This is a genomic window from Streptomyces sp. NC-S4, assembly GCF_054353315.1.
In genome coordinates, this window is the sequence record NZ_CM135937.1 from 1,236,009 (window position 1) to 1,260,241 (window position 24,233).

General features: G+C 75.2%; 20 protein-coding genes. 10 read left to right on the plus strand and 10 right to left on the minus strand.

What is annotated here, in order from left to right; translation table 11 throughout:
- Positions 1 to 45: 45 nt before the first annotated feature.
- The gene (locus ACXNSR_RS05140; protein ID WP_458640950.1) at positions 46 to 1,335 is read right to left on the minus strand and encodes an ATP-binding protein; all 1,290 of its coding nucleotides are present in this window, start codon (positions 1,333 to 1,335) and stop codon (positions 46 to 48) included.
- A 160-nt stretch (positions 1,336 to 1,495) separates the two neighbouring features.
- Here ACXNSR_RS05140 and ACXNSR_RS05145 point away from each other — a divergent pair, with 160 nt between their 5' ends.
- Positions 1,496 to 2,980 (plus strand): glycosyltransferase family 39 protein, encoded by a 1,485-nt coding sequence (locus ACXNSR_RS05145; RefSeq protein WP_458640951.1) that lies wholly within the window; start codon positions 1,496 to 1,498, stop codon positions 2,978 to 2,980.
- A gap of 140 nt (positions 2,981 to 3,120) precedes the next feature.
- Positions 3,121 to 3,891 carry a trypsin-like serine peptidase gene (locus ACXNSR_RS05150; protein WP_458640952.1) on the plus strand — a complete coding sequence of 257 codons (771 nt, stop codon included), beginning with the start codon at positions 3,121 to 3,123 and terminating at the stop codon, positions 3,889 to 3,891.
- A gap of 23 nt (positions 3,892 to 3,914) precedes the next feature.
- Here ACXNSR_RS05150 and ACXNSR_RS05155 read toward each other — a convergent pair whose 3' ends face one another.
- The 5 genes from ACXNSR_RS05155 to ACXNSR_RS05175 all read right to left on the minus strand — a co-directional run bounded on the left by ACXNSR_RS05155 (position 3,915) and on the right by ACXNSR_RS05175 (position 9,092).
- Positions 3,915 to 5,114 (minus strand): acyltransferase family protein, encoded by a 1,200-nt coding sequence (locus ACXNSR_RS05155; protein ID WP_458640953.1) that lies wholly within the window; start codon positions 5,112 to 5,114, stop codon positions 3,915 to 3,917.
- 111 nt (positions 5,115 to 5,225) lie between these two features.
- Positions 5,226 to 5,708 carry an NUDIX hydrolase gene (locus ACXNSR_RS05160; protein WP_458640954.1) on the minus strand — a complete coding sequence of 161 codons (483 nt, stop codon included), beginning with the start codon at positions 5,706 to 5,708 and terminating at the stop codon, positions 5,226 to 5,228.
- Positions 5,709 to 5,745: 37 nt separating this feature from the next.
- Positions 5,746 to 7,371, minus strand: a complete 1,626-nt coding sequence (gene lnt, locus ACXNSR_RS05165; protein ID WP_458640955.1) for an apolipoprotein N-acyltransferase — start codon at positions 7,369 to 7,371, stop codon at positions 5,746 to 5,748.
- A 69-nt stretch (positions 7,372 to 7,440) separates the two neighbouring features.
- On the minus strand, positions 7,441 to 7,956 hold the full coding sequence (locus tag ACXNSR_RS05170; RefSeq protein WP_458640956.1) for a hypothetical protein: 516 nt from the start codon (positions 7,954 to 7,956) through the stop codon (positions 7,441 to 7,443).
- 14 nt (positions 7,957 to 7,970) lie between these two features.
- Complete coding sequence (locus ACXNSR_RS05175; RefSeq protein ID WP_458640957.1) at positions 7,971 to 9,092, minus strand: FAD-dependent oxidoreductase; 1,122 nt, start codon at positions 9,090 to 9,092, stop codon at positions 7,971 to 7,973.
- 93 nt (positions 9,093 to 9,185) lie between these two features.
- On the opposite strand from ACXNSR_RS05175, the gene ACXNSR_RS05180 reads away from it, so the two are divergent.
- Together ACXNSR_RS05180 and ACXNSR_RS05185 are read left to right on the plus strand one after the other, a co-directional pair.
- Positions 9,186 to 9,776, plus strand: coding sequence for a TetR/AcrR family transcriptional regulator (locus ACXNSR_RS05180; RefSeq protein WP_458640958.1), 591 nt, complete (start codon positions 9,186 to 9,188; stop codon positions 9,774 to 9,776).
- A complete protein-coding gene (locus ACXNSR_RS05185; protein ID WP_458643569.1) occupies positions 9,776 to 10,699 on the plus strand; it encodes an ADP-ribosylglycohydrolase family protein in 924 nt (307 codons plus the stop codon). The genes ACXNSR_RS05180 and ACXNSR_RS05185 overlap by 1 nt, the downstream gene beginning before the upstream one ends.
- Here ACXNSR_RS05185 and ACXNSR_RS05190 read toward each other — a convergent pair.
- Positions 10,669 to 12,279, minus strand: a complete 1,611-nt coding sequence (locus tag ACXNSR_RS05190; RefSeq protein WP_458640959.1) for an ATP-binding cassette domain-containing protein — start codon at positions 12,277 to 12,279, stop codon at positions 10,669 to 10,671. The two genes, ACXNSR_RS05185 and ACXNSR_RS05190, sit on opposite strands and share 31 nt — an antisense overlap.
- A gap of 104 nt (positions 12,280 to 12,383) precedes the next feature.
- The gene (locus ACXNSR_RS05195) at positions 12,384 to 13,175 is read right to left on the minus strand and encodes a glutamate racemase (RefSeq protein WP_458640960.1); all 792 of its coding nucleotides are present in this window, start codon (positions 13,173 to 13,175) and stop codon (positions 12,384 to 12,386) included.
- Between the two features lie 811 nt (positions 13,176 to 13,986).
- On the opposite strand from ACXNSR_RS05195, the gene ACXNSR_RS05200 reads away from it, so the two are divergent.
- From ACXNSR_RS05200 to ACXNSR_RS05220, 5 genes are all read left to right on the plus strand, one after another.
- Positions 13,987 to 15,165 carry a glycosyltransferase gene (locus tag ACXNSR_RS05200; protein ID WP_458640961.1) on the plus strand — a complete coding sequence of 393 codons (1,179 nt, stop codon included), beginning with the start codon at positions 13,987 to 13,989 and terminating at the stop codon, positions 15,163 to 15,165.
- Between the two features lie 246 nt (positions 15,166 to 15,411).
- Positions 15,412 to 15,918, plus strand: a complete 507-nt coding sequence (locus tag ACXNSR_RS05205; RefSeq protein WP_458640962.1) for a DUF6643 family protein — start codon at positions 15,412 to 15,414, stop codon at positions 15,916 to 15,918.
- Between the two features lie 46 nt (positions 15,919 to 15,964).
- Positions 15,965 to 16,789, plus strand: coding sequence for an MOSC domain-containing protein (locus ACXNSR_RS05210; RefSeq protein WP_458640963.1), 825 nt, complete (start codon positions 15,965 to 15,967; stop codon positions 16,787 to 16,789).
- Between the two features lie 206 nt (positions 16,790 to 16,995).
- The gene (locus ACXNSR_RS05215; RefSeq protein ID WP_458640964.1) at positions 16,996 to 17,613 is read left to right on the plus strand and encodes an Rv1733c family protein; all 618 of its coding nucleotides are present in this window, start codon (positions 16,996 to 16,998) and stop codon (positions 17,611 to 17,613) included.
- Between the two features lie 146 nt (positions 17,614 to 17,759).
- Entirely contained in the window at positions 17,760 to 20,237 is a 2,478-nt protein-coding gene (locus ACXNSR_RS05220) for a right-handed parallel beta-helix repeat-containing protein (protein ID WP_458640965.1), read from the plus strand.
- Here ACXNSR_RS05220 and ACXNSR_RS05225 read toward each other — a convergent pair.
- Positions 20,179 to 22,605, minus strand: a complete 2,427-nt coding sequence (locus tag ACXNSR_RS05225; protein ID WP_458640966.1) for a hypothetical protein — start codon at positions 22,603 to 22,605, stop codon at positions 20,179 to 20,181. The two genes, ACXNSR_RS05220 and ACXNSR_RS05225, sit on opposite strands and share 59 nt — an antisense overlap.
- A gap of 241 nt (positions 22,606 to 22,846) precedes the next feature.
- Here ACXNSR_RS05225 and ACXNSR_RS05230 point away from each other — a divergent pair, with 241 nt between their 5' ends.
- On the plus strand, positions 22,847 to 23,335 hold the full coding sequence (locus ACXNSR_RS05230; RefSeq protein WP_458640967.1) for an SRPBCC family protein: 489 nt from the start codon (positions 22,847 to 22,849) through the stop codon (positions 23,333 to 23,335).
- On the opposite strand, the gene ACXNSR_RS05235 is transcribed toward ACXNSR_RS05230, so the two are convergent.
- Positions 23,307 to 24,179 (minus strand): MBL fold metallo-hydrolase, encoded by an 873-nt coding sequence (locus ACXNSR_RS05235; RefSeq protein WP_458640968.1) that lies wholly within the window; start codon positions 24,177 to 24,179, stop codon positions 23,307 to 23,309. The genes ACXNSR_RS05230 and ACXNSR_RS05235 overlap by 29 nt on opposite strands.
- Positions 24,180 to 24,233: the final 54 nt, after the last annotated feature.

Below are 24,233 nucleotides of genomic sequence, written 5' to 3' on the forward strand. Positions count from 1 at the left end.
CGGGGGACGGACGTCAGGGGCTCCGACCGGGGTCGGAAGCCGGGGTCAGAAGCGGGCGTGCGCGGTGATGTCCGCCTCGAACTCGCCCGTCATCGCCGGGGTCACCGTCGGCCGGCACTGCCGTACCGCCGCCAGGTAGTCGCGCGTGGTCGCGCCCAGCTGCGCGGCCGCCGCGCCGCGTGCGCCCACCGCCTCCAGGTCCCGCTCGAAGGACACCTGTGCCGCGATCCGCGCCGCGTGCTCGATGTCGGCGGGCGTGAACAGTTCGGTCGCCGCCACCAGGGCGTCCACGTCGACGTCCGCGCGGCCGGCCGTGTAACGGGACCAGATGGCGGCCCGCGCCCCGGCGTCCGGGGTGCCGATCGGGATGAGGTAGTCGAAGCGCCCGGGCCGAAGGAAAGCCGGATCGAGGGACCGGATGGAGTTGGTGGCGCACACCAGCAGCCGCTCGTCGCCCTCCCGGAAGCCCGGTATCAGCTTCAGCAGCTCGTTCGTCACCCCGTGGATCCCGCCGGGCTGCGCGGGCTCGGTGCGCACCGGGGCGATCTCCTCGACCTCGTCGATGAAGACGAGTACCCGCTCCAGCTCGGCGATCCGGGCGAACGCGTCGCGCAGCGCGGCCGCCAGGTTGCCCTCGTCGGCGAGGCGGGAGGGCAGCAGTTCCACGAAGGGCCAGCCGAGGCGGGAGGCGATGGCCCGGGCGAAGGTGGTCTTGCCGGTGCCGGGCGGGCCGAAGAGGGTGATGGCGCGCGGCGGCCGCACCCCGTGCGAGGCGGCCCGCTCGGGCTCGGCGAGCGGCAGCACCACGCGCCGCTCGATGAGGTCCTTCTCCTTCTCCATGCCGGCGACCTTGGTCCACAGGTCGTTCGGCAGGAAGCGGCCGCCGAGGTCGTCGAGCAGTCCCGCGGCCGGTCCGTGCAGCGGCTCGGTCTTCTCGAAGTAGGCGACGGCCGGCTGCCGGGTGTACCCGGCGTTGAGGAGGCCCTCGCCGAGCATGTCCTCCTCGGGCAGGACGTACGCGATGCGCCCGACGCGCGCGGCGATGAGCCGTCGCTCCAGTTCGACGAGCAGGGCGCTGGCCAGGCCCCGGCCGCGCCAGCCGGCGGCGATCGCGATGCGCATGACCCAGGCCCGTTCGCCGGTGACGCAGGCGAGCGCCGCGCCGATGGGGACGCCCTGGTGGACGGCGACCACACAGGGCTGGCGGTCGGTCAGCGCGCCGATGCACTCGGCGAGCGAGAAGACGGACTCCTGGCCGAGTTCGGCCGTGGTGTCGATCAGATGGACCACCGCGGCGAGATCGCTCTCGCGGTAGTCGTGGATGAGCCAGTTCACCGGGTACCGCCCCTCGTTCGTGCTCCTGCGGCGAGGCTAGGGGCGGGTGGGCCGGACGATCACGCTCCGTGGTGCACAACACCCGGTCCGGAAACCCTCCGTGGCGTCCATAGACTGGTGCTTTCCGCCGACGCCCCGCACCGAGGATCAGCGCACCTTCATGCCTTCCGACATATCCGCCACAGCTGAATCCCGGTGTCGGCGCCTGGTGGTGTGGCTGGTCCCCTTGCTGTGGACCCTGGGGCTCGGTCTGTGGGGGCTCACCCGGCAGGACAGCGTGTGGCGGGACGAGGCCGCGACCTGGCAGGTGGCCGGGCGCTCGCCGGGCGAGATATGGGCGATGCTCGCGAACGTGGACGCCGTGCACGGGCTCTACTACCTGCTGATGCACTGCCTCTTCGAGGTCTTCGGGGCCAGTACGGCGACCCTGCGGCTGCCGTCCGTGCTGGCCGTCTCGGCCGCAGCGGCGTGCGTGGGGCTGATCGGGCGGCGCCTGGCCGGGTTCTGGGCCGGGCTCGGCGGCGGGCTGGCCCTCGGGCTGCTGCCGGCGGTCCAGTTCTACCTCCAGGAGGGGCGTCCGTACGCGCTGGTCGCGGCGGGGGCCGGGCTCTCCACGCTGCTGCTGGTCTCGATACTGGAGCGCGGGCCGGGACGGCGGACCTGGCCGCGCTGGACGGCGTACGCGGTCACCGTGCTGGTGTGCGCCCTGCTGAACTGGCTTTCCCTGCTGGTACTACCCGCGCACGCGGCGACCCTGGGGTGGGTGCGGGCCGGGCGGGGGGTGTGGCTGCGCTGGGCGGCGTACGGCTCGGGCGCGGTGGCGGGGGTACTGCCGCTGATCCTGTTCAGCCGCGGCCAGTCGGAGCAGGTGTCCTGGATACCGCCGCTGACCTGGCACATGCTGATCGGGCCGGGGATCCTCCTGGCGGTCGGCGGGCTCGGCGCCTGGGCGGGCCGGCCGGAGCGGTCGGACCTGCCGGACCGTGGGGCGCTCCCGGTGGCCGCGGTCGGCCTGCCGCTCCTGGCGGTGCCGCAGCTCGGGCTGATCGGGCTGTCCCTGGTGCAGCCGCTGTTCCAGGACCGGTACGTGCTGTTCAGCATGGTCGGGCTGGCGCTGCTGATCGGCGCCGCCCTGGGCGCCGCCGTAAGGGCCTGTGCACGCCGCCTGCCGAGGGCGGCGGGCCTGCTGGTGCCGGGCGTGGCCGGGCTCTCGGTGCTGGCCCTGCTGCCGGTGGAACTGGACAAGCGGGCCCCGGCCAGCCGGATCGACGACGTCCTCGCGGTGGCCGGCGAGGTGGCCGGGCTGAAGCGGGACGGGGACGCGGTGTTGTTCGTCCCGGCCGCGCGACGGGACACCGCGCTGGTCTCGCCCGGCGCCTTCGGGGGCCTGGCCGATGTGGCTCTGGCCGCGTCGCCGGCCGCCTCGGCCACCCTGAAGGGCGAGGAGGCGGACCCCGCGCGGATCCGGGCGGCGCTGCTCGGGCAGCGGCGGATACTGCTGGTGACGGACGCGGAGAAGGTGGCGAAGCCGCCGTCGGCGGAGCGGGACAAGGCCAAGGCGGCCGTCCTTCGGGAGCACTTCGCGGTGGTGGCGGACCGGCAGGTGCGGGGGCGCCGGGTCACGGTGTACGAGCGGCGCGGATAGCCGCCGATCGACCGCCGACGTCCGACATAGCGGGTCCTGTCAGGGCATGACCCGGCCTTCACACCGGCTTCACAGGATTCACAGGAGATTCATACGGAACACCATCCTCCGGACATAGGTTCGGCGGGCAGGGTGGGGAAATGATCCACCCCACGCTCCCTCGACCGGCCCGGCGCACCCGTGCGCGGCGGGCGTCCCGGATCCTGCTCGCGCTGTCCGCGATGGCCGCGCTGATCGGCGTGGACCTGCCCGACGCCGCCGCCGGACCGCCGCTCGGCGTGACCGCGTGGGCGCTGCCCGGCGGCACCACCGACCGGGTGGGCGCGCTGTTCGCCGGCAGGCAGGACGGCGGGCACCACTGCACCGCCGCCGTGGTGCACAGCGAGGAGGGCGATGTGATCGCCACCGCCGCACACTGCCTGGAGAGCCCCTCCACCACGGTCTTCGCGCCGGGCTACCGCGACGGCAAGGCCCCGTACGGATTCTGGAAGATCACCGCCGCGTACCTCGCACCGGGCTGGACGGACGGCCAGGACCCGGACGACGACATCGCCTTCGCGAGGGTGGCCCCGGCGGACGGTGGGCGGACCGGAGCCGTGGAGGACCTCGTGGGCGGCTTCCCGGTCGCCGCCGAGCAGCCGGAGCACGCCAGGGTGACGGTCATCGGCTACCCGCGGACCCTGGAGGCCCCGGTGCGCTGCGCGAACACCACCGACCTGCTGTCCCCGACCCAGCGCCGGATCGGCTGCCCGGACCTCACCGGCGGGACCAGCGGCAGCCCCTGGCTGGTGAAGGGTGCGCTGGCCGGGGTGCTCGGCGGCTACGAGGGCGGCGGGAGCGTCCCGGAGATCTCGTACAGCGCGGTCCTCGGCAGCCGGGCGGTGGAGCTGTACCGGCAGGCACGGTCCTGAGGCCCTGAGGCCCTGAGGCCGGCCTAGCGGGTGGCCGGGATGCGTTCCGCGTCGGGCGCCGAGGGCTGGGCGGGCAGCCGGCCGGCCGACGGGCCGCGCGGGGTGGCCGAGCGGATGTCCTGCACCCCGCGGCGCAGGCGGTCGCCCAGCAGCCGGCCGAGCGGGCGTTCCACGAGCCGGTGGACGAGCCAGGCGAGCAGCAGCATCGCCGCGGTGACACCGATGGCCAGGGGTACGGGAGCCACCTCGCCGCGGAAGTGATGGATGAAGGTCAGCCCGGCCATCATGTGGATCAGGTAGAGCGGGTACGTGAGCGCTCCGGCGTGCGGCAGCCAGCGCCACCGGACGCCGTCGAGGGCGCCGAGCGCTATGGCCGCCATGAGGGCGAAGCCCAGCGCGATGACCAGATGGGCGGGCAGGGCGGGCGTCCGCTCGGCGGCGGCGCGGCCCAGGTTGGTGATCATGCGGGCGTGCACGTAGTGCTGCGCGAGGAGGAACTGGACGCCGATGACGGCCCACAGGACGGCGTTCGGCCCGAACCGGCGCATCAGGTAGAAGCCGATGCCGGCGATGAAGTACGGGGACGAGGACGAGACCGCGAAGAAGGAGAGCACTCCGTTGCCGGCGGTGGGCGCCACGACGCCGGCCAGGGTCCAGGCCGCGCAGAACAGGATGCAGTTGCGGTAGGTCACACCGCGCATCACGACGATCGCGAAAAGGACGTAGAACTTGAGCTCGACGAAGAGGGTCCAGTAGGCGTCGTCGATGTTCGGGACGCCGAGGCCGGCCTGGAGCATCGACAGGTTCACCAGGACGTCGCTGAACGCGTCGACCCGCCTGACCTCGGGCCAGGAGTAGAGCACGAGGGCGGTGAAGGCGACGGCCGCCCAGTAGGCGGGGAAGAGCCGGGAGAACCGGGACACCGCGAAATCGCCGACCGAGCGGCCCCAGGCGCTCATGCATATGACGAACCCGCTGACGAGGAAGAATGTCTCGACGCCGAGCCAGCCGTAGACGGCGAGCGGGTGAGCGGTCGGGAAGATGTCCGCGGGGGCTTTCCCCCAGGCGCTTTCGAGGGCGGAGTAGTGGTAGAGGAGCACACCGAGCGCGGCGAGGACCCGTACCCCGTCGAGGACCACCAGGCGCCCGCCGGGAACCGCTCCGGCCGACGCGCGGCCGTGGCCGCCCGTCTCCGGCTCTCCGGCTGAACTGCGCGAGATCATCCCTCGACCGCCCCCTCGAATGTACGACTGTCCGATGACCGCCTTGGATCAGCGGAACCTTACAGCGCACGTCCGCGCAGCTCACATCGCCGATCGGGAGCCAGGGACGGCCTAGGTGAGAGCCGCCGGGGCTTGGAACCAGGTCGGCTCGTCGCTCAGGGCCCGGTGGATCCGCTCCAGGCCGAAGGGGTCCAGCGGCGGCAGCGCGTCCACCGCGAACCAGGCCACCTCGAGGGACTCGTGGTCGTTGGCCCGCGCCTCGCCGCCCGTCGCACGGCAGCGGAAGGTGATGTCCTGGAACTGGCAGATGTCACCGTTGGGGTAGGTCATCGGCTCCGTCATCTGGACGAGGACCACGCGCTCGACGACGCAGCGCACCGCCGTCTCCTCGTACACCTCGCGCACGGCGGTCTCGGCGGGCTGCTCCCCCGGCTCGGCGATCCCGCCGACCACCGCCCACTGTCCGGTGTCGGAGCGTCGGCCGAGCAGCACCCGGCCGAGGTCGTCGAACACGATGGCCGTGACTCCGGGCAGCAGGAGCAGCTGGTGCCCGGCGGTGGCGCGGATCCGGCGGATGAAATCGGGTGTGGTCATGCCCCGACCCTACGAGGCCGCCGGACCGGATCCGGCCTCAGGCCGCGCGGCGCGAGCGGATCCGGCGGTTCAGGAGCCATCCGAAGCCGCCCGCGGCCAGCAGGAGCAGGGCGTACTCGGGCAGCGGACCGACGACCGTGGCCGGGGTGCGGCCGGAGCGCAGCGGGATCTCGGCCACCAGCGCGTCCGCCGTGAACATCTCGGTCTGCGAGACGATCTTCCCGTCGGGACGGATGACGGCGCTGACCCCGCTGGTGACGGGGACGAGGACGGTGCGGCTGTGTTCGACGGCGCGGATCCGGTCCATGGCCAGCTGCTGGTAGGTCATCTGGGTCCGGCCGAAGGTGGCGTTGTTGCTCGGTACGGCGATCACCTGGGCGCCGGCCCGGACGGTGGAGCGCACGGCGTCGTCGAAGGCGGCCTCGAAGCAGGTGACCATGCCGACGCCGCTGCCGGCCATGTCGAAGACGCCGGGTTCCTTGCCGGGACCGAAGTCGCGGCGCACCCGGTCCACGTCGGCGCTGAAGAGCCGGACGACGGAGCGCATCGGGATGCGCTCGCCGAAGGGCTGGATCTTGCGCTTGTCGTAGGTCGCGGTGGGGCCCTTGACCGGGTCCCAGAGGATCATCGTATTGCGCAGCGGACCCGTCTCGGGGGCCACCACGGCGCCGATGGCGACGGGCACGCCGATGGCCTTGACGGCCCGGTCGATGACGGCGTGGGCGTCGGGCTCGGCGTACGGGTCGAGGTCGGAGGAGTTCTCCGGCCAGACGACGAAGTCGGGCTTCGGGGCGCGGCCGGCCCTGACGTCCTCGGCGAGCTGCACGGTGCGCTTGGCGTGGTTGTCGAGGACGGCCCGGCGCTGGGAGTTGAAGTCGAGGCCGAGCCGGGGCACGTTGCCCTGGATGACGGCGACCACGGCGGTGCCGTCCTCGGCCGCGTCGGAGACCAGCGGGCGGGCGGCGAGGCCCACGCCGATGGGGGCGGCGACGGTCAGCGCGGTCAGCGCGGCGGTGGTGCGGCCGGGGTGGCGGCGGGCGGTGCGCAGGGCCTCGTAGAGGCCGAATCCGCAGAGGGCGACCCCGAAGGAGAGCAGGGGCGTGCCTCCGAGGGCGGCGAGCGGGGTGAAGACGCCGTCGGCCTGCCCGAAGGCGAGCTTGCCCCAGGGGAAGCCGCCGAAGGGGGCCCGGGCCCGCAGGGCCTCGCCCGCGACCCAGACGGCGGCGGCGAACACCGGCCAGGCGGGGAGCCGGCTGACCAGGGCGATACCGAGGCCGGTGAGTCCGATGAGGAGGGCTTCGAGGGTGCTCAGCGCCAGCCAGGGCACCGGGCCGACCTCCTCACCGGTCCAGACGAGGAGAGGCAGCAGGTAGCCGAGTCCGGCGAGGAGCCCGAGGCCGAAACCGGCCCGGGCGCGGCGGCCGTGGAGGCAGCCGGCGAGCAGGGCGAGGGCGAGGGGGGCCAGCCACCACAGCGGGCGGGGCGGGAAGCTGAGGTAGAGCAGCACGCCCGAGAGGGCTGCGAGCAGGGCGCGCAGCAGCCACAGCCCCTTCCGGTTCGCGGCGGACCGGGCGGTCGCGGGGGGCGTGGCCGCGTCGGCCCGGGGCCCGTCGGCGGACTGCGAGGGCTCGTTCCCGGTCGTGCGGGTGACACTGCTGCTCATCTGGCGGAGTGTACGTCCCCGCACCTCGCGGGCGGGTGAGCGCCCGGCCGTGCTGTGCGGGACCCACCCCTACCGGGCGAGGGCGCGCAGGTGGGTGCGGATGACGCGGACGGCGTTCTCGGCGTCGTCGACGGTGACGGTGAACCGTTTTCCGTCGCCGAGGACGAGGGCCAGGCCCTCGCCGCGCCGGACGATGATCGCGGTGCCCTTCTCGGGGCGCCAGCGATGGCCCCAGCCGCCCCATTGCTGCGGGGTGATGCTGGGGACGAACTCGGCGGAGGCGACCTCGGTGAGCCGGATCCTGCGGCGGGGCACCCCCATGTGGCCGCAGCGCACCTCCATGGCCTCGGCGTCGACGGTGACGGCTACGTGTACGAAGGCCAGGGTGCCGTAGAGGACGAGCAGTCCGACGGCGAGGCAGCCGACCACGGACATGAGCAGCGGGATGATGCCGGCGGTCCAGGCGTAGTCCACGGCGAGCTCGACACCGAGCGCCAGACAGGCCGCACCGACGGCGGCCAGCAGCCACTGCACGCGGTTGGAGGCGCGGCCCGCCCAGAGCGGACCCGGAGGGTGACCCGTCATGAGTAGCAGCGTACTCACGTTCCGCTTGCCCGCCACCGTCTCTCGCCCACTCGGTGCAGCGCGGCTCCCGCACGGCGGACGAGCGCGTCGCGCAGGGCCGGGTGGGAGACGGTCATGAAGCGGTGCAGGTTCCGGGAGGCGAAGGCGACGCGCTGGGCGCTGCGGCGGCGCTCGGTGTCGTACGCGCGCAGGGCGCCGGGCAGCCCGGCGGGTCCGGCCGCGGTGACGGCGCGGGTCAGGGCCTCGGCGTCGAGGAGGGCGGTGCAGGCGCCCTGGCCGAGGTTGGGCGTCATGGCGTGGGCGGCGTCGCCGACGAGGGCGATCCGGCCGTCGGCGACGAAGCCGGGGAGCGCGGGGTACAGGTGCCGCATCTCGTACCGGATCCAGGTCGCGGGATCGGTTTCGGCCAGCAGGCGCGGGACGGGGGCGTGCCAGTCGGCGAAGGCTTCCCGCACCTCCTCGGCGGTGGTGGCCCCGGGGACGGCGGCGTACCAGTTGGTGCGGCCGGGCTCGACGGGTGTCATGCCGAAGAAGCGGCCCGCGCCCCAGGTCTCGCCGTACAGGCCGGTCTCGAATCCGGCGATGCCGATCCAGGCGGCCGTGCCGACCGGGCGCGGGCCGGCCGTCCGGCCGAAGTGCGCCGTACGCACCGTGCTGTTGATGCCGTCGGCGCCGACGACCAGGTCGGCTGCGAGTGCGGCCGGATCGGTGAGGTGCCGGCCGTACGCGATCCGCCCGCCGCCGCCGAGCCGCTCGAGCTCGGCGAGCAGCGCGTCGATGAGGTGGGGCCGCGAGATCAGCAGTTCGGGGCGGCCCGCCCGGCGCTCGATCCGTTCGAGCGGGAGGGCGGCCAGCACCTGCCCGTCGGGGCGCCGGATCCGGGCTCCCCGGTACGGGACGGCCCGCGCCCGCAGCGCGTCGCCGAGGCCGAGCCGGTCGAGCGCGGCCTGGGCGGTGGGGTGGATGCCGAAGGCGGTTCCGTAGCGTTCGAGCGCGGTGCGCCGTTCGAGGACGGTCACCTCCCAGCCCGCACGGCACAGGCCGACCGCCGTGGCGAGTCCGCCGACCCCCGCGCCGACGACCACGGCCGTGCCCGCCCCGTGCCCCGTTCTCCGCCCGTTCGAGGTTTCGCTCATGGCCTGCCCCGCCCCTTCGCCGCACGGTCGACATCAACCACCACAGCCGTGGTACTACATCTGTGGTACCACGGCTGTGGTTAAGGTGGCAACGTGAATCAGGACCGGAGGGACCGGCTGCGGGACGCGGCCATCGCCGTACTGGCGCGGGAGGGCGGGCGCGGGCTGACGCACCGGGCCGTCGACTCGGCCGCCGACGTGCCGACGGGCACCGCCAAGAACTACTTCCCGACCCGCGACGCCCTGCTGCGGGCCGCGGCCGAACGCTGCGCGGAGCGGTACCGGGCGCTGGCGCGGTCCCTGGCGGGGCCCGGACCGGGGCCTGCCGACGCGGCGCAGCTCGCGGCTCTGCTCGCGGAACTGCTGCGCGACACGGCCGGGCCCGGCCGCACCCGCGTACTGGCGTATCTGGAGCTCCGGGCCGAAGCGGCGCGCCGGCCCTGGCTGGCCGCCCTGCTGGACCCGGTCGCGGCGGCGGACTTCACGGCGCACGCACACCTGCTGCGTGCGGCCGGGCTGCCGGCCGGGCCGTCGCGGGCCCGTGCGCTGACCCTCGCCCTGCACGGGGCCGTTCCCCACCTGCTGACCGGCGCTCCGGCCACCCTGGCGGCTGCCGGCCTGGACGACCTGGACCGCTTCACGCGCGAACTGCTGGCGGCCGTGTGCGGGGAGGAGAACCGGTGATCACCCGAACGGACCGGGCCGTGGGAGCCGTCATCGGCTCGGCGGCCGGCGACGCACTCGGCGCGCCCTACGAGTTCGGGCCGGCGGGGGAACTGACGGCGCGCGGCGCGGAGATGGCCGGGGGTGGCGGCTGGGACCCCGGCGAGGCCACGGACGACACGCAGATGGCCGTCCTCGTCGCGGAATCCCTGCTGGAGCACGGAGGTCTCCAACTCCCCGACATCTTCGGCCGGTTCCAGCGCTGGGCCGCCGGACAGCCCAAGGACATCGGGCTGCAGACCGAGGACGTGCTGACCAACGGCGAGTCCTGGGAGCTCGCCGCGGCCCTGCACTTCCAGGTCAACGCACGGGCGGCGGGCAACGGTTCCCTGATGCGGGCCGCCACCTCGGCGGTCTACTTCGCCCCCGCCGGGCGGGAGGGGACCATGGACGCCGCGCGGCGGATCGCGGCCCTGACGCACGGCGACCGGGCCGCCTGGGAGGGGACCGCGATCCTGCACGAGCTCGTCCGCGTCGCCCTGGAAGGGGCCGATCCGCTGGCCGCCCTCCCCGCGGCGCTCGCCTCGGTGCATCCGGACCACCGCGAGCGGTACGGTCGCGTGCTCGCCCCCGACTGGCATCCGGAGCTGGCCACCGAGTTCAACGGGGCGGTGTGGCCCTGCCTGGGCTCGGCCGTGTGGGCGCTGCGGACCACCACCGGCTTCGCCGGGGCGGTACGGGCCGCCGTGGACCTGGGCGGGGACACCGACACGGTGGCCGCGGTGACGGGGGCCCTGGCCGGGGCCCGGTACGGCCAGGGGGCGGTCCCGGAGCACTGGACGGCTCCGCTGCACGTGCCGCTGCCCGGTTTCGGGGACCGGGTCCTGGACGCGGACGACCTGCGTACGCTCGCTCAGCGGCTCGCGGCGGCCGGCTCCCGCTGAAGCTCCAGGCGCCGCCCCCGGAAGGCCGCGCGCAGCCGCCGGTCGTGCGTGACCAGGACCAGCGTGCCCCCGAAGTGGGCCAGGGCCGCCTCCAGTTCCTCCACCACGGCCGGCGCCAGGTGGTTCGTGGGCTCGTCCAGCAGCAGCAGGTCGAGGGGCCGTGCCACCAGCCGGGCCAGCTCCAGCTTGCGGCGCTGACCGGCGGAGAGGGCGCGCACGGGCCGGGTGAGATCGTCCGCGGCGAGCAGTCCGTGTTCCGCCACGCGGTCGGCGTGCTCCTGGCCGAACACGTCGACGGCGGAGCGCGGTTCGCGCTGCCACGGGTCGTCCTGCCGGAGCAGCCCGACCCGCGGGGGCCTGCGTACGGTGCCCTGCGCGGGCTCCAGTTGACCCGCGAGCAGGTGCAACAGGGTCGACTTCCCGACGCCGTTGGGCCCGGTCACCAGGAGGCGCTCCCCCGGTGGCAGCGTGAGCGAGACGGGCGCGAGCCGTCCCGGCAGGGCCGCTCCGGCGATCTCCACCACTCCCGCCGAGCCCCCGGTGAACCGGCCGGTGAAGACCAGCGGGCGCGGGGGCGGCGCGACCGGGCGCTCGGTCAGCCGGTGCAGCCGTTCGCGGGCGGCCCGGATCCGGCTCGCGGCGCCGTGGGTCCGGGACCGGGCGCGGAAGGCGCCGGCTCCGCTGAAGCCGCGCGGCAGCTTCCGCGGGATCGCGGCGAACCGCCCGATGTTGGTGTCGGCGAGCCGCTCCGCGTCCCGCACCTCCTCGCGCCACTGCTCGTACTCCCGCTCCCGGCGGGCCCGTTCGGCGGCGCGGGCCGTGAGGTAGCCCGCGTAGCCGTTGCCGTAGCGGCGCACCGTCCGGCTGTCCCGGTCCACTTCGAGGACGGCGGTCGTGATGCGGTCGAGGAAGAGCCGGTCGTGGGTGACGGCGACGACGGTGCCGCGGTGGGCGAGCAGATGGTCCTCCAGCCAGGCGACCGCCTCGTCGTCGAGGCCGTTGGTGGGTTCGTCGAGCAGCAGCAGTTCCGGCTCGGCGGCGAGGGTCGCCGCGAGCGCGAGCCGGGCGCGCTGACCGCCGGACAGGGTGCCGAGGAGGCGGTCCGGGTCCGGCTCGGCGCGTTCGCCGAGGCGGCGCAGGGTGGCCGCGACGCGCCGCCGGGCATCGCGGCCGCCGCGCGCCTCGTAGGCGGCCAGGAGGTCCCCGTACGCGACGAGTTCCTCGGGGCCGGCCCGGTGGAGCAGGGACTCCGCGGCGCGGATCCGGCGCTCCAGGGCGCGCAGGTCCGCGAGGGCGAGGTCGACGGCATCGCCGACCCGGGCGGTCGGCGGGAGATCGAGGGTCTGCGCGAGGTGCCCGAGGCCGCCGGGGACGGTGACGGCGACCTCGCCGTGGTCGGGGCGCTCCCGTCCGGCGAGGAGACGGAGCAGGGTGGACTTGCCGGAACCGTTGTCGCCGACGACGCCGACCCGCTCGCCGGGCCGGACCGTACAGCTGACGCGGTCCAGGACGACGCGGGTGTCGTAGCTCTTGGTGACCTCGGACAGGACGATCTGGGTGGTGGCGAGTGGAGCACGCAAGGGCGATCCCTTTCACGGAATGGAATGAGAGACGAACCGTTCCGTCTCGTTACATCGGCAACCGTAGACCAGGTCCTGGTTCACGTGCAAGACGATTCGTCTCGTCAGCCGACGGGCGCGCCCTGGCCCGCGAGCAGCCGGCCCTCCGCGTACGCGAGCGCGGCGGCGGGCAGCGCCCCCTCGCGCCCGCTGCGCAGCACGGTCAGTCCACCCGTGCGCGGCAGGCCGGGCTCGGGCCGCAGTCCGAGGCGACGCAGCGCCTGGACCGCGACGGGCTCGGCGGAGCCGTGGTAGACCAGCTCCGCGCCCTGGGTCCGCTCGGCGAGGGCGGCCCGGATGGGGCTCTCGACCAGCTCGTAGTGGGTGCAGCCGAGCACCACGTCGGTGACGTCGGCCGGGGTCAGCGCGGCGGCCGCGGCGACGGCGGCCGCGACGGCGGCTTCGTCGGCCGTCTCCACCGCGTCGGCGAGCCCCGGGCAGGGCACTTCGGTGACCCGGGCGCCGGTGGCGAAGTCACGGATGAGCCCGCGCTGATAGGTGCTGCCGGTGGTGGCGGGGGTGGCCCAGATCGCCACCCGGCCGCCGGCGGCCGCGGCGGGCTTGATCGCCGGCACGGTCCCGATGACCGGGATGGCCGGCTCCAGCTCCGCCCGCAGGGTGTCGAGGGCGTGCACGCTCGCCGTGTTGCAGGCGACGATCAGCGCGTCCGGGCGGTGCGCGGCGGCGGCCCGGGCGACGGCCAGCGCCCGCCCGGCGAGGTCGGCGGGGGTCCGCGGGCCCCACGGCATGCCGTCGGGGTCGGAGGACACGACCAGGTCCGCGTCCGGCCGCAGCCGGCACACCGCCGCGGCCGCTGCGAGGAGGCCGATTCCGGAGTCCATGAGCGCGATCTTCACCCGGCCACCTTAGTCGACCCCCGCCCGGACGGGGCCCTCCGCCCGAACACGACCGGGCCCTGCGGTTCGGCCCGCCCCCTGCGGCCCACGCCGACCGAAGCCCGCCTCGCGGCCACGGCGAAGCCGCCGCACCCCCGACCGGCAGCCTGCCCCACCGCGCCCGGGGCACGGGGACGCGCACCGCCCCGACCGGGCCCTGCGCACGAACGCAGCGAAGCGGCACGCCCGGGCCGGCAGGCCGTCCGCCCGGGGCGGCGGAACACGCACCACCCCACCCGGACCCCGGCAGCACGAGCACGGCAAAGCCCTCGCACCCCGGGGCACCAGGAGGTGCACCGCCCCGACCGGGCCCTGCGCACGAGCGCAGCGAAGCGGCACGCCCGGGCCGGCAGGCCGTCCGCCCGGGGCGGCGGAGCACGCACCACCCCACCCGGACCCCGGCAGCACGAGCACGGCAAAGCCCTCGCACCCCGGGGCACCGGGAGGTGCACCGCCCCGACCGGGGGCCGGCCGCACAAAGGCCGCGAGGCCACCGCACCCGGCCCGGGGGCGTCCTGCTCGCGCCGGAAGCCACCGCTCCCTTGACCGGAAGGCCGTCGGCCCCGGCACCGGGCTCGCGACACACCGGCCGGGGCCCGTCACATGGGCACAGCAAGGCCTTCGCGCCCCGGCCGGGAGGCCGTCGCTCCGGGGCGGCGGGGTGCGCGGCGGCGGCCGGGGGCGGGAGGCCGTCGACCCCCGCCGGGAGGCCCGCCGCACCCGGGGCGGCGGGGTGCGGGACACACCCGTCGGGGCCCGGCACACTGCCGACATGGGCCTCCTCACCGCCGCCTGCGCGGCCTACGCCTCCCTCGCCGCCTGGCTGTGGCTCACCCTCGCCCAGGGCATGTTCTGGCGGACCGACGTCCGCCTCCCGCCGCGCACGGCCCCCGCCCGCTGGCCGTCCGTCGCGATCGTCGTCCCGGCCCGCGACGAGGCCGAGGTGCTGCCGCGGAGCCTGCCCTCGCTGATCGCCCAGGACTATCCGGGCGAGGCCGAGGTGATCCTCGTCGACGACGGCAGCACCGACGGCACCGGCGGGCTCGCGCACCGCCTCGCCCGCGAACACCCCGGACTCCCCCTCACCGTCACCTCCCCCGGCGACCCCGCCCCCGGCTGGACGGGCAAGCTCTGGGCGCTGCGGCACGGCATCGGGATCGCCCGCACCGCGCACGCCACCGAGCCCGACTTCCTCCTCCTCACCGACGCCGACATCGCACACGAACCCGACAGTCTGCGCGAATTGGTCGCCGCCGCCACCTCCGCGGACCTCGACCTCGTCTCCCAGATGGCCCGCCTGCGGGTGGCCGGCCCGTGGGAGCGCCTCGTCGTACCGGCCTTCGTGTACTTCTTCGCCCAGCTCTACCCCTTCCGCCGGATCAACCGGCCCTCCGCCCGGACGGCGGCGGCCGCCGGCGGATGCGTCCTGCTGCGTACCGCGGTCGCCGCGCGGGCCGGGATCCCCGACTCCATCCGCCAGGCGGTCATCGACGACGTGTCCCTCGCCCGCGCGGTGCACCGCTGCGGCGGCCGCATCTGGCTGGGGCTCGCGGAGCGGGTGGACAGCGTGCGCCCGTACCCCGCGCTCGCGGACCTATGGCGGATGGTCTCGCGCAGCGCCTACGCCCAACTGCGCCACCAGCCCCTGCTGCTGGCCGCGGCGGTGGCCGGACTGGCGCTCGTCTACCTCGTGCCCCCGGCCGCCCTGCTGACGGGTCTCGCCGCCGGGCGTCCGGCCATCGCCTGGGCGGGCGGCCTGGCGTGGCTGCTGATGGCCGGCACCTACCTGCCGATGCTCCGGTACTACCGCCAGCCGGCCGCGCTCGCCCCGCTGCTTCCGCTCACGGCGCTGCTCTACCTCCTGATGACCGTCGACTCGGCCGTTCAGCACTACCGCGGCCGCGGGGCGTCCTGGAAGGGCCGTACCTATCCCCGTCCCAGTGACGCCTGAAACGGCGAACTGCCGCCGGAAGCCGCGTCATCCGAGGTCACCGCGTTGTGACGCTGCGTCAGCACGAAGTCGGTGCAACACCCGACCGGTGAGTACGAGTACCAACAAGATGGGGCGGAAGTGGCGAATCGTGCACGTGAACGTCAAGTGAAAGGTGAGGCCCTGACCTGCGAATATGCAGGTCAGCGCGGGGTTGACGCCACCTCGCTATGGACCCGGTGAAGTCGTGGGCTTAACTTAGGTCCCATGACCTCCCCCCGCTCCACTTATGGCGGCGGTTACTACTCCGCGCCCTCCTTCCCGGACACCCCCATCTACGACTCCCTCGTCGCCGAACGCGGCACTCCGCAGATCGCCCCGATCCGCGTCCCGGCCGCCTACGAGTCCCCGAGCGCCGGATACTCGAGCGGCGGGTACCTGCCGGCTCTCGCGTCGTCGATGCCCGCCCTGCCGCCGGCCCAGCCCCAGCAACAGACCTCGGGGTACGGATACCCGTACCAGCAGCAGTCGGCCCCGCAGCCGATGCCGCTGCAGCAGGCGCCGGCCCCGTACATCCCGCAGCAGCAGCCGATGGGGGGCCGCGGCGGATTCGTGGCGCAGTCCCAGCCGCAGCAGCCCCGCCCTGCGGCCATGGCCACCGGGTACGAGGCGATGCGCCCGGCCGCGCCGCGCCCGATGCAGGTGCCCGCACCGGTGCCGGCCGCCTCGTACGAGGATCCGTACGGCCGCCCCTACCAGGGGCGCGGCTACTGACGGGGCGCCGGGACGCGGGCGGCGGAGGGGCTGGCAGGATGCCCCCATGTCGAACATGCACGTGCAGGCGCTCCACGTCCATCCCGTCAAATCGGTAGCGGGGACCGCTCCCGACGAGGTGGCCGTGGAGCCCTGGGGTCTTTCCGGGGACCGGCGCTGGGCGCTGATCGATCCCGAGGGCGCCGTCATCACCCAGCGCCGCCATCCGCGCCTCGCCCTGGCCGCGGCCCGTCCCGCGGGCGGCGGCCGGATCGCCGTGACCGCACCGGGCATGGCGGAGCTGTTCGTGGAGGTGCCCGAGCCGGGACCGCTGGAGCCGGCGGTGCTGTTCGGGAAGAAGGTCGAGACCGTCGTCGCGGCGACCACCGCGGCCGACTGGTTCAGCGCGTACCTCGGGGAGTCGGTACGGCTGGTGCACATGGACGATCCGGCGGTACGCCGTCCCGTGGACCCGGACTACGCCCTGCCGGGCGAGACGGTGAGCCTCGCCGACGGCTATCCGCTGCTGATCACCACGCTCGCCTCGCTGGACGCGCTCAACTCGCTGATCGCCCAGGGGGACCATCCCGAGGAGGGTCCTCTGCCGATGAACCGTTTCCGCCCCAATGTGGTGGTTTCCGGGGCCGAGGCGTGGGCGGAGGACGGCTGGCTCCGCATCGCGATCGGTGATGCCGTCTTCCGCGGTGTGCGCGAATGCGGCCGGTGCGTCGTCACCACCACGGACCAGGAGACGGCGGAGCGGGGCAAGGAGCCGCTGAAGACCCTGGGCAAGCACCGGCGGATCGGCCGGTCGCTCGCGTTCGGGAGGCAATTGGTACCGGTTCGGCTGGGTACGGTGCGCGTCGGCGACGAGGTCCGGGTCCTCGCGTGACGCTCCGCCGCCCTCGCTAAACCGGTGAGGCAGGTGGGGCGAGAGTGACGGGTGGGTGGTCGCGGACCGGCGACCGGCCGTCCGGATTGACACCTTCGAGGGGCTCCGCGCCCGGGCTGGAACCAACTGGCACGACCAAGCCGTTGGATCGGTCAGGACAGAGGCGCAGACAGGCGGAGACTGGCACAGGTTGGGGGAGCCGGACCGTGCGGACAGCATTGGGTGTGTGGCGTTGGCGGCGCAATCCGCTGCGGCGGCCGACCGACCTCTTCGAGGCGTGGGTGGCGTTCGCCGCGCTGGTGTGCGTCCTGGTGGTGGCTCCGGCCATCGGCTGGGTCGCGGGCCTGCGGGTGGACGGTACGCTTCAGCAGGCCGCGCACCAGCAGCAACAGGAGCGCCATCTCGTCCCGGCGGTCGTCCTGCGGCCCGCCTCCGAGTCGGCGGCGGCCGCGAGCGCCTCCGCCGACGCGTCGGCGCAGCGGACGGCCCCGCACCGTACGCAGATCGTGGCCGCGTGGACCGCGCCGGACGGCAGCAGCCACCAGGGCACGGTGCCGGCCGCGGAGGAACCGCCGCGGCCCGGCGAGCGGTTCCGGATCTGGACCGACGCGCGCGGCAGGCTGGTCGGGCAGCCGCTCGACCCGTCCTCGGCCGTGTTCCACGCGGGGATGGCGGGGCTGGCCGCCGCGATCTGCGTGGCCACCCTGGTGGAGACGGTCCGGCGGCTGGTCGTACGACGGCTCATGCATCGGCGGTACATACGTCTGGACCGGGCCTGGGCGGCGACAGGACCGGACTGGGGTCGGGCGGGCGCGGGCAGTTGACCTGGCCGCTCTTCGGCTCCGCGCGCGCTACGGTGGAGCGGCCGGATCGGTCGCTCCGGTCACTCCGGTGACTGCGGTGACTCCAGACTTCCGTGGCATCGGCGGTATCGGCAGCGCGAGTACGAGGGTGGGGGCACGACAGCACCATGGTTCAGGGCACGGTCCAGGTGACACACGGCGGGACTTCGCGGTGGCGGCGCCGCTCCGGTGAGTATCCGACGCTGACCGCCGCGCTCGCCGTCGCGGGCGACGGGGACGTGCTGACGATCGCCCCCGGCACCTACCGCGAGAACCTGGTGCTGGACCATGCCGTCACCCTGCGCGGGCCCGAGGGCGCGGCGGGGTCGGTGCGGATCGCCCCGCTCGACGGGGTCGCGCTGACCGTGCGCGCCTCGGCCGTGGTCCAGGACCTGTATCTCGAGGGGCAGGACCGGGCGGCGCCCGCGCTGCTGGTGGAGGACGGCTCCCCCGAGCTCACCGACCTGCGGGTGAGCACCCACTCCGCCGCCGGCATCGAGGTGCGCGGCCCGGGAGCCCGTCCCCTGGTGCGGCGGTGCACCGTGGAGAATCCGGCCGGCGTCGGCATCGCCGTACTGGACGGCGGTGGCGGCGTGTTCGAGGAGTGCGAGGTGGTGGCCGCCGGGCAGAACGGCGTCTCGGTGCGCGGCGGCGGCCGGCCCCGGCTGGAGCGCTGCCGCATCCACCACGCCACGGGCGCGGGCATCGCGATCACCGGCGAGGGCTCCGGGCTGGAGGCGCTGGGCTGCGAGGTGTACGAGGTCAAGGGCGCCGGCGTGCAGATCGCCGCGCGCGCCACGGCCCGGCTCACCGACTGCTCGGTGCACCGCACCTCGGCCGACGGGGTCACGCTCGACACCGACGCGGCGCTCGCCCTGACCGACTGCGACATCCACGACGTCCCGGAGAACGCGGTCGATCTGCGGTCCCGTTCCGTGCTCACCCTCAGCCGCACCACCGTGCGCCGGTTCGGCCGCAACGGCCTGTCCGTGTGGGACCCGGGCACCCGGGTGGACGCCGAGTCCTGCGAGATCCACGACAGTACGGGTGACTATCCGGCGGTGTGGATCAGCGACGGGGCCACGGTCTCCCTCGACTCCTGCCGGGTGCACGACGTACCGGACGCGCTGTTCGTACTGGACCGCGGATCGCGCGTCGACGTGGTCGACAGCGATCTGTCCCAGGTGCGCAACACCGCCGTCTCCGTGAGCGACGGGGCCACCGCACAGCTCGACGACTGCCGGATCCGCGAGGCGGCGACCGGGGCCTGGTTCCGCGACCACGGCAGCGGCGGCACGCTCGCCGGCTGCACCATCGACGCCGTGCAGACCGGTGTGATCGTCACGAAGGGCGCCGACCCCGCCCTGGAGCGGTGCACGGTCACCTCCCCCGCCGAGGCGGGTTTCTACGTGTCGGCGGGCGGCCGGGGCACCTTCACGGCCTGCCGGGTGACGGGCAGTTCCGGCTTCGGCTTCCACGTCATGGACGGCTGCCGCACCACGCTGACGCGCTGCCACACCGAGCGCTGCGCCCGCGGGGGCTACGAGTTCGCCGAGGACGGGCCGACCGCCTCGGAGTGCACCGGCGACGAGTCCGGTGCTCGCCCCGCGGACCGGTCCGCCCCCGGCGGCGCGCCGGCCGGGGCGCGGGCGGGCATCCGTACGGCCACGTCCACGGCCACGGTGCCGCAGGGCCCCGCGGCACGGCCCGCGCAGACGCCCACGGCCTCCGTCCCGCGGCCCGCGGGCGGGGCGGAGGGCGGTCCGGCCGCCGCCGCGCGGGAATCCGGCGAAATGCTGGGCCGGCTCGACGCGCTGGTGGGCCTGGACAGCGTCAAACGCGAGGTGCGGGCGCTCACCGACATGATCGAGGTGGGCCGGAGGCGGCAGCAGGCGGGCCTGAAGGCCGCCTCGGTGCGCCGGCACCTGGTCTTCACGGGCTCCCCCGGCACCGGCAAGACCACGGTCGCCCGGCTGTACGGGGAGATCCTGGCCTCGCTCGGGGTGCTGGAGCGCGGGCACCTGGTCGAGGTGTCCCGGGTTGACCTGGTCGGCGAACACATCGGCTCCACCGCGATCCGTACGCAGGAGGCCTTCGAGCGGGCGCGCGGCGGAGTGCTGTTCATCGACGAGGCGTACGCGCTGGCGCCGGAGGACTCGGGCCGGGACTTCGGACGCGAGGCGATCGACACGCTGGTGAAGCTGATGGAGGACCACCGGGACGCGGTGGTCGTGATCGTCGCCGGGTACACGGCGGAGATGGAGCGCTTCCTGACGGTGAATCCGGGGGTGGCCTCGCGGTTCTCCCGGACCATCACCTTCGGCGACTACGGGCCCGGGGAGCTGCTGCGGATCGTGGAGCAGCAGGCGGAGGAGCACGAGTACCGGCTCGGGGAGGGTACGTCACAGGCGTTGCTGACGTACTTCACGGAGCTGCCCAAGGGCCCGGCCTTCGGCAACGGCCGCACGGCCCGCCAGACCTTCGAGTCGATGGTGGAGCGGCACGCGGGCCGGGTGGCCCAGCTCGCGGAGCCCAGTACGGACGAGCTCACCCTGCTGTTTCCCGCGGATCTTCCGGCGCTGCCGGTCCAGCCCGCTCCTTGCTGACCGCGTCCGCGATCCGCTGCCCCGGTAGTTCGGCCCGTGCGGCAGTGTCCAAGCGGGCGAGCAGGGCGTCGCGTTCGGCGGCAAAGGCCGGGTCCGCCTGGTAGTCGGAGTGGCCCAGGATCGGGGCGGGCAGCGGATGGCGGGCGCTGCGCCCGTAGGCGAGCGGGTCGGCGAGCGGGCCCCGGTCCACGTCGGGCACCGCGCCGGGCAGCGCCGGCCCGCCGATGGGGTCGGTGGCCCGCCAGAGGTTGCGCCAGCAGTCGACCTCGTCGTGCAGGGCGGTGAGCTGGCCCGGGCCGAAGTAGGCGGGGAACCAGCGGCCGTAGAGACGGCCGAGCGGGGATCCGTAGGTGAGCAGGGCGACCCGGCGGCGGGTGGGTGGCGGCAGCTGCCAGACGGCCGCGGCGGCGAGCACGCTGCCCTGGGAGTGGCCGGAGATGACCAGTCGGCCGCCGGTGCGGCCGGTCCAGCCGGCCATCCGCCACGTCAGGTCGGGTACGGCCCGCTCGGCGTAGCAGGGCGGGGCGAAGGGGTGGGCGGCGCGCGGCCAGAAGGTGCCGACGTCCCACAGGATCCCTATGGTCCGGCGGGCGGCGGGGTCCCGGTAGGCGCGGCGGCCCCAGGCGATGAAGGCGGCGATGCCGAGGCCGATGAGCCAGGACCCGGCGTCCTGGGCGGCGCGGGCGGCGGCTTCCAGCAGCGGCACGGTCCCACGGGCCGCCTCGCCCGGGACCTTTCCGCTGGACCATGCCCCGGCCAGCGCGCCCGCACCGAGGACCAGGGTGATCCCGGAGACGGCCGCCACGAACCAGGGCGCGGAGTCGGTGAGCGCGGCCGCGGTCCGGGCCCCGGCGATCCTGCGGCTGCGGGCGAGGTCCGGTGTCTCCCCCGGGTACTCGGCGGCCACGGCGGCGGCGAGGCGGCCCCGCGACCGTGCTCCGGTGACCGCGAACCAGCCCGCGAGCAGCGCCAGTACGAGGAGCAGCGGGGGCAGTACGGCGGCCTGCCAGGACAGCAGCACGGGCGGCCCGGGCAGCGGGGCGCCGGGCGTCCCGGGCGTGGCTCCCCCGTCCAGCCAGTCGGCGACGCGCTGGGCGACCCCGCCGGACATCACCCCGCCGAGCGCGCAGCCGAGCATGGCGACGGCGGGCCCGCCGAGGCCGTAGAGGGCCGTCGCCGGGTCGGGGGCCCTGCGGTAGAGGTGGCGGGCGACGGCGGCGAGGGCGAGCACGCAGAGTCCCTGGCCCAGCATGAGCCCGCCGAAGGTCAGGTCCCCGGGGAGCCGTCCGGTGGCGGTCCAGCCGGGGCGCGACCAGCAGGCATGGACGAGGACGGCGGCGAGCAGGGCGAGGGCGGCGCCGGGCAGCAGGGTGACGGCGGCCCGGTCGAGCCGGTGGTCGGGCCGGGCCTCGGTACGGCCGCGCCGGCATACGACCGAGGCCACGGCGACGGCCCCGGCGGCGAGCAGGACCTGGGTGAGCGTGCCGAGGGCCGCGAGGACGGGGGCGCCGCCCCGGCGGTCGTGGCGGGCGGTCGGTACGGAGACGGCCACCGCCACGGTGAGCAGCCCGGCGGCGGTGTGCGCGGCGCGCAGCCGGGCCACGAGGCGGCGGCCGTACCAGAATCCGGGGCGCCCGAGCGCGGGCACGGGGTCCGACGCGGTGTCCGGGTCGGCGGAGCCGGCGGGCGGGGGCTGGGACTCGTAGGCGCTCCAGGTGCGGTTCGACAGGTACCAGAGCAGTCCGGTCAGCGCGGCGGGGACCAGGGCCCCGAGGGCGAGGCGGCGCCCGGGCTGGGCCCACCAGCCGCCTCCGGGCGCGAGGAAGCCCAGCCAGGAGCGGAACCGGGCGCCGGCGCAGGTCCCGGAGCCGGCGCACTGCCAGGCGAGGAGGTCGAGCGCGACCTCGCAGGCGGCGGCGACGAGCAGCACGGTCAGGCTGAGGGCGAGGATCCGTACGAGGACCCCGTAGGTGCGCACGGCGCGCGGTGCGGGGTCGTCGGCGGGCGTGCCCGGCCGGGCCCAGTGGGCGAGGTTGGCCACCATGAAGGGCAGGAGGAGCAGCCACAGGGCGCGGGCGCCGTTGCCGGAGGTGAGCCGGGACCAGCAGTAGGCCTCGGGGACGGGCCGCCCGGCGTACCGCTCGGGGTGGGCCTCGGCGTCGGCGTCCTCGGTGCGGCGGAAGACGGCGGCAGTGGAGTCGCCGGTGACCCGGACGGTCCGCGGATCGCCGAGCAGCTCGCCGGGAGCGGCCCCGGCGACTCCGTGGACCAGGAGTTCGAGGGCGAGGGGTGTGTCGGGCGGGAGGTGGGGCGGGACCTCGGGAGGGGCCTGGGGCGGGGAGGTGTCGGGCTGGGGGCGGTCGGGCACAGCGGCCTCCGCTCGCGGGGCGGGATCGGCGCGGGTCCAGCATCCCGCGCGACGGAGCCGCTGCCCAGGCCCCACGCGGGGATCGGCACAGATCGGACGGGGTCGGACAGGGGCGGGCGGGGCCGGACGCGATCGCTCGGGATCGGTCGGGATCGGTCGGGATCGCTACGGACTTCTCACCGGTCCGGGGCTATGGTGGCGCGCACACCCGTCCAGAACCTCACCCCAGGGGGTACCGCCCATGGCTCGCCGACTCCGACCGGTGGGGCTCGACTTCATCGACGAGGCACCGGTCCGGCTGGTCTTCGCCACCGACGCCGCGGCACCGCCCGGGGCGGTGTACCGGGCGCTCGCCGAGGAAGTGGAGGGCTGGGCCGACTGGTTCGGGGCGGTCACCCTGGCCCGCCCCACGCACGGGGGCGCGGGCCGTGAGATCAAGCTGATGGGCGGGGTGCGCTTCCAGGAGACCATCATGGCCGCGGATCCCGAGCGGCGTTACGCGTACCGGATCGACACCACCAACGTCCCCGGGGTGCGGGCCCTGTTGGAGGAGTGGCGGCTGACTCCGGCCGGTACCGGCACGCACGTCCGCTGGACCTTCGCGGCGGACGGGCCGGCCCCGCTGCGCCTCGGCCTGGCCGCCGCCCGCCCGGGCCTGGGCCACTCGTTCCGCACGGCGGTCCGGAACCTGGACGGCCGCCTCAGCGCCCGCCGCGCGTCGGGCCGGTGACAGCGGCGAGGCGGGCGTACTCCCACGGGTCGTGCGCGCTGAAGACGGTGACCTCGTCCGCGTGGTCGCGGACGAGGCGGCGCAGGCGGTCGCGGGTCGCGGTACGTGCCGCGGCGTCGGTCTGCGCGCCCTGCTGGACCGGTTCGAACACGGGGTGGGCGAGCGGCGGGGTCTCTTCGAGCTCCCCGTGATAGGTGTACGCGTCGCCCGCGTGCAGCAGCCACCGGCCGTCGTCGTCGCGCACCGCGACACCCGCGTGTCCGGCCGAGTGGCCGGGCAGCGGCACCAGCAGCAGCTCGCATCCCAGCCCCTGCGGCCGGGCCACGCCGGGGAAGCCGAACCACGTCGTGTGCCCGTCGGCGGTCGCGGGTGACAGCAGCGGGCCGTGCGCCCGGTGCGCCGGCATGAACCGCTCGGCACTGTGCCGGTGGTGCGCGGCGGAAGGGTCGGTGACGGCCCGGTACTCGTCGGGGTGCACGTGCACCCGCGCGTGCGGGAAGTCCGCCAGCCCGCCGGTGTGGTCCCGGTGCAGGTGGGTGAGGACGATGTGCCGCACGTCCCGCGGCTCGTACCCGAGGCGGGCGACCTGGTGCAGCGCGGTCTCCCGCGGGTCCAGCGCGGGCCGGGCGTAGGCCACCCAGTCCGCGCCCAGCGCCCGGTCGGGCCGGCGCAGGTCGGCGGTGCCGAGGCCGGTGTCGACCAGGACCGGTCCGTCCGTGTCCGTCTCGATGAGCAGGCAGTGGCAGACGGCGGGCGGTGCGCGGTGCGCGGCGCCCGCCGCGGGCTCCGCGCCGAGCGGTGCGATCGTACGGAGCGAACCGCAGTTGAGATGATGGATGCGCACTAGGACCCCCTGGAGGACACGGGCGGGCTGTTCGCAACGGACGCTACGAGGGGC

What these genes read in the sequence shown, in the direction of transcription:
- ACXNSR_RS05155 (WP_458640953.1), bottom strand. Translation starts at nt 5,114, where the DNA reads ATGATCTCGCGCAGTTCAGCCGGAGAGCCGGAGACGGGCGGCCACGGC.
- ACXNSR_RS05205 (WP_458640962.1), top strand. Translation starts at nt 15,412, where the DNA reads ATGACCTCCCCCCGCTCCACTTATGGCGGCGGTTACTACTCCGCGCCC.
- lnt (WP_458640955.1), bottom strand. Translation starts at nt 7,371, where the DNA reads ATGAGCAGCAGTGTCACCCGCACGACCGGGAACGAGCCCTCGCAGTCC.
- ACXNSR_RS05160 (WP_458640954.1), bottom strand. Translation starts at nt 5,708, where the DNA reads ATGACCACACCCGATTTCATCCGCCGGATCCGCGCCACCGCCGGGCAC.
- ACXNSR_RS05175 (WP_458640957.1), bottom strand. Translation starts at nt 9,092, where the DNA reads ATGAGCGAAACCTCGAACGGGCGGAGAACGGGGCACGGGGCGGGCACG.
- ACXNSR_RS05170 (WP_458640956.1), bottom strand. Translation starts at nt 7,956, where the DNA reads ATGACGGGTCACCCTCCGGGTCCGCTCTGGGCGGGCCGCGCCTCCAAC.
- ACXNSR_RS05210 (WP_458640963.1), top strand. Translation starts at nt 15,965, where the DNA reads ATGTCGAACATGCACGTGCAGGCGCTCCACGTCCATCCCGTCAAATCG.
- ACXNSR_RS05200 (WP_458640961.1), top strand. Translation starts at nt 13,987, where the DNA reads ATGGGCCTCCTCACCGCCGCCTGCGCGGCCTACGCCTCCCTCGCCGCC.
- ACXNSR_RS05220 (WP_458640965.1), top strand. Translation starts at nt 17,760, where the DNA reads ATGGTTCAGGGCACGGTCCAGGTGACACACGGCGGGACTTCGCGGTGG.
- ACXNSR_RS05145 (WP_458640951.1), top strand. Translation starts at nt 1,496, where the DNA reads ATGCCTTCCGACATATCCGCCACAGCTGAATCCCGGTGTCGGCGCCTG.
- ACXNSR_RS05150 (WP_458640952.1), top strand. Translation starts at nt 3,121, where the DNA reads ATGATCCACCCCACGCTCCCTCGACCGGCCCGGCGCACCCGTGCGCGG.
- ACXNSR_RS05230 (WP_458640967.1), top strand. Translation starts at nt 22,847, where the DNA reads ATGGCTCGCCGACTCCGACCGGTGGGGCTCGACTTCATCGACGAGGCA.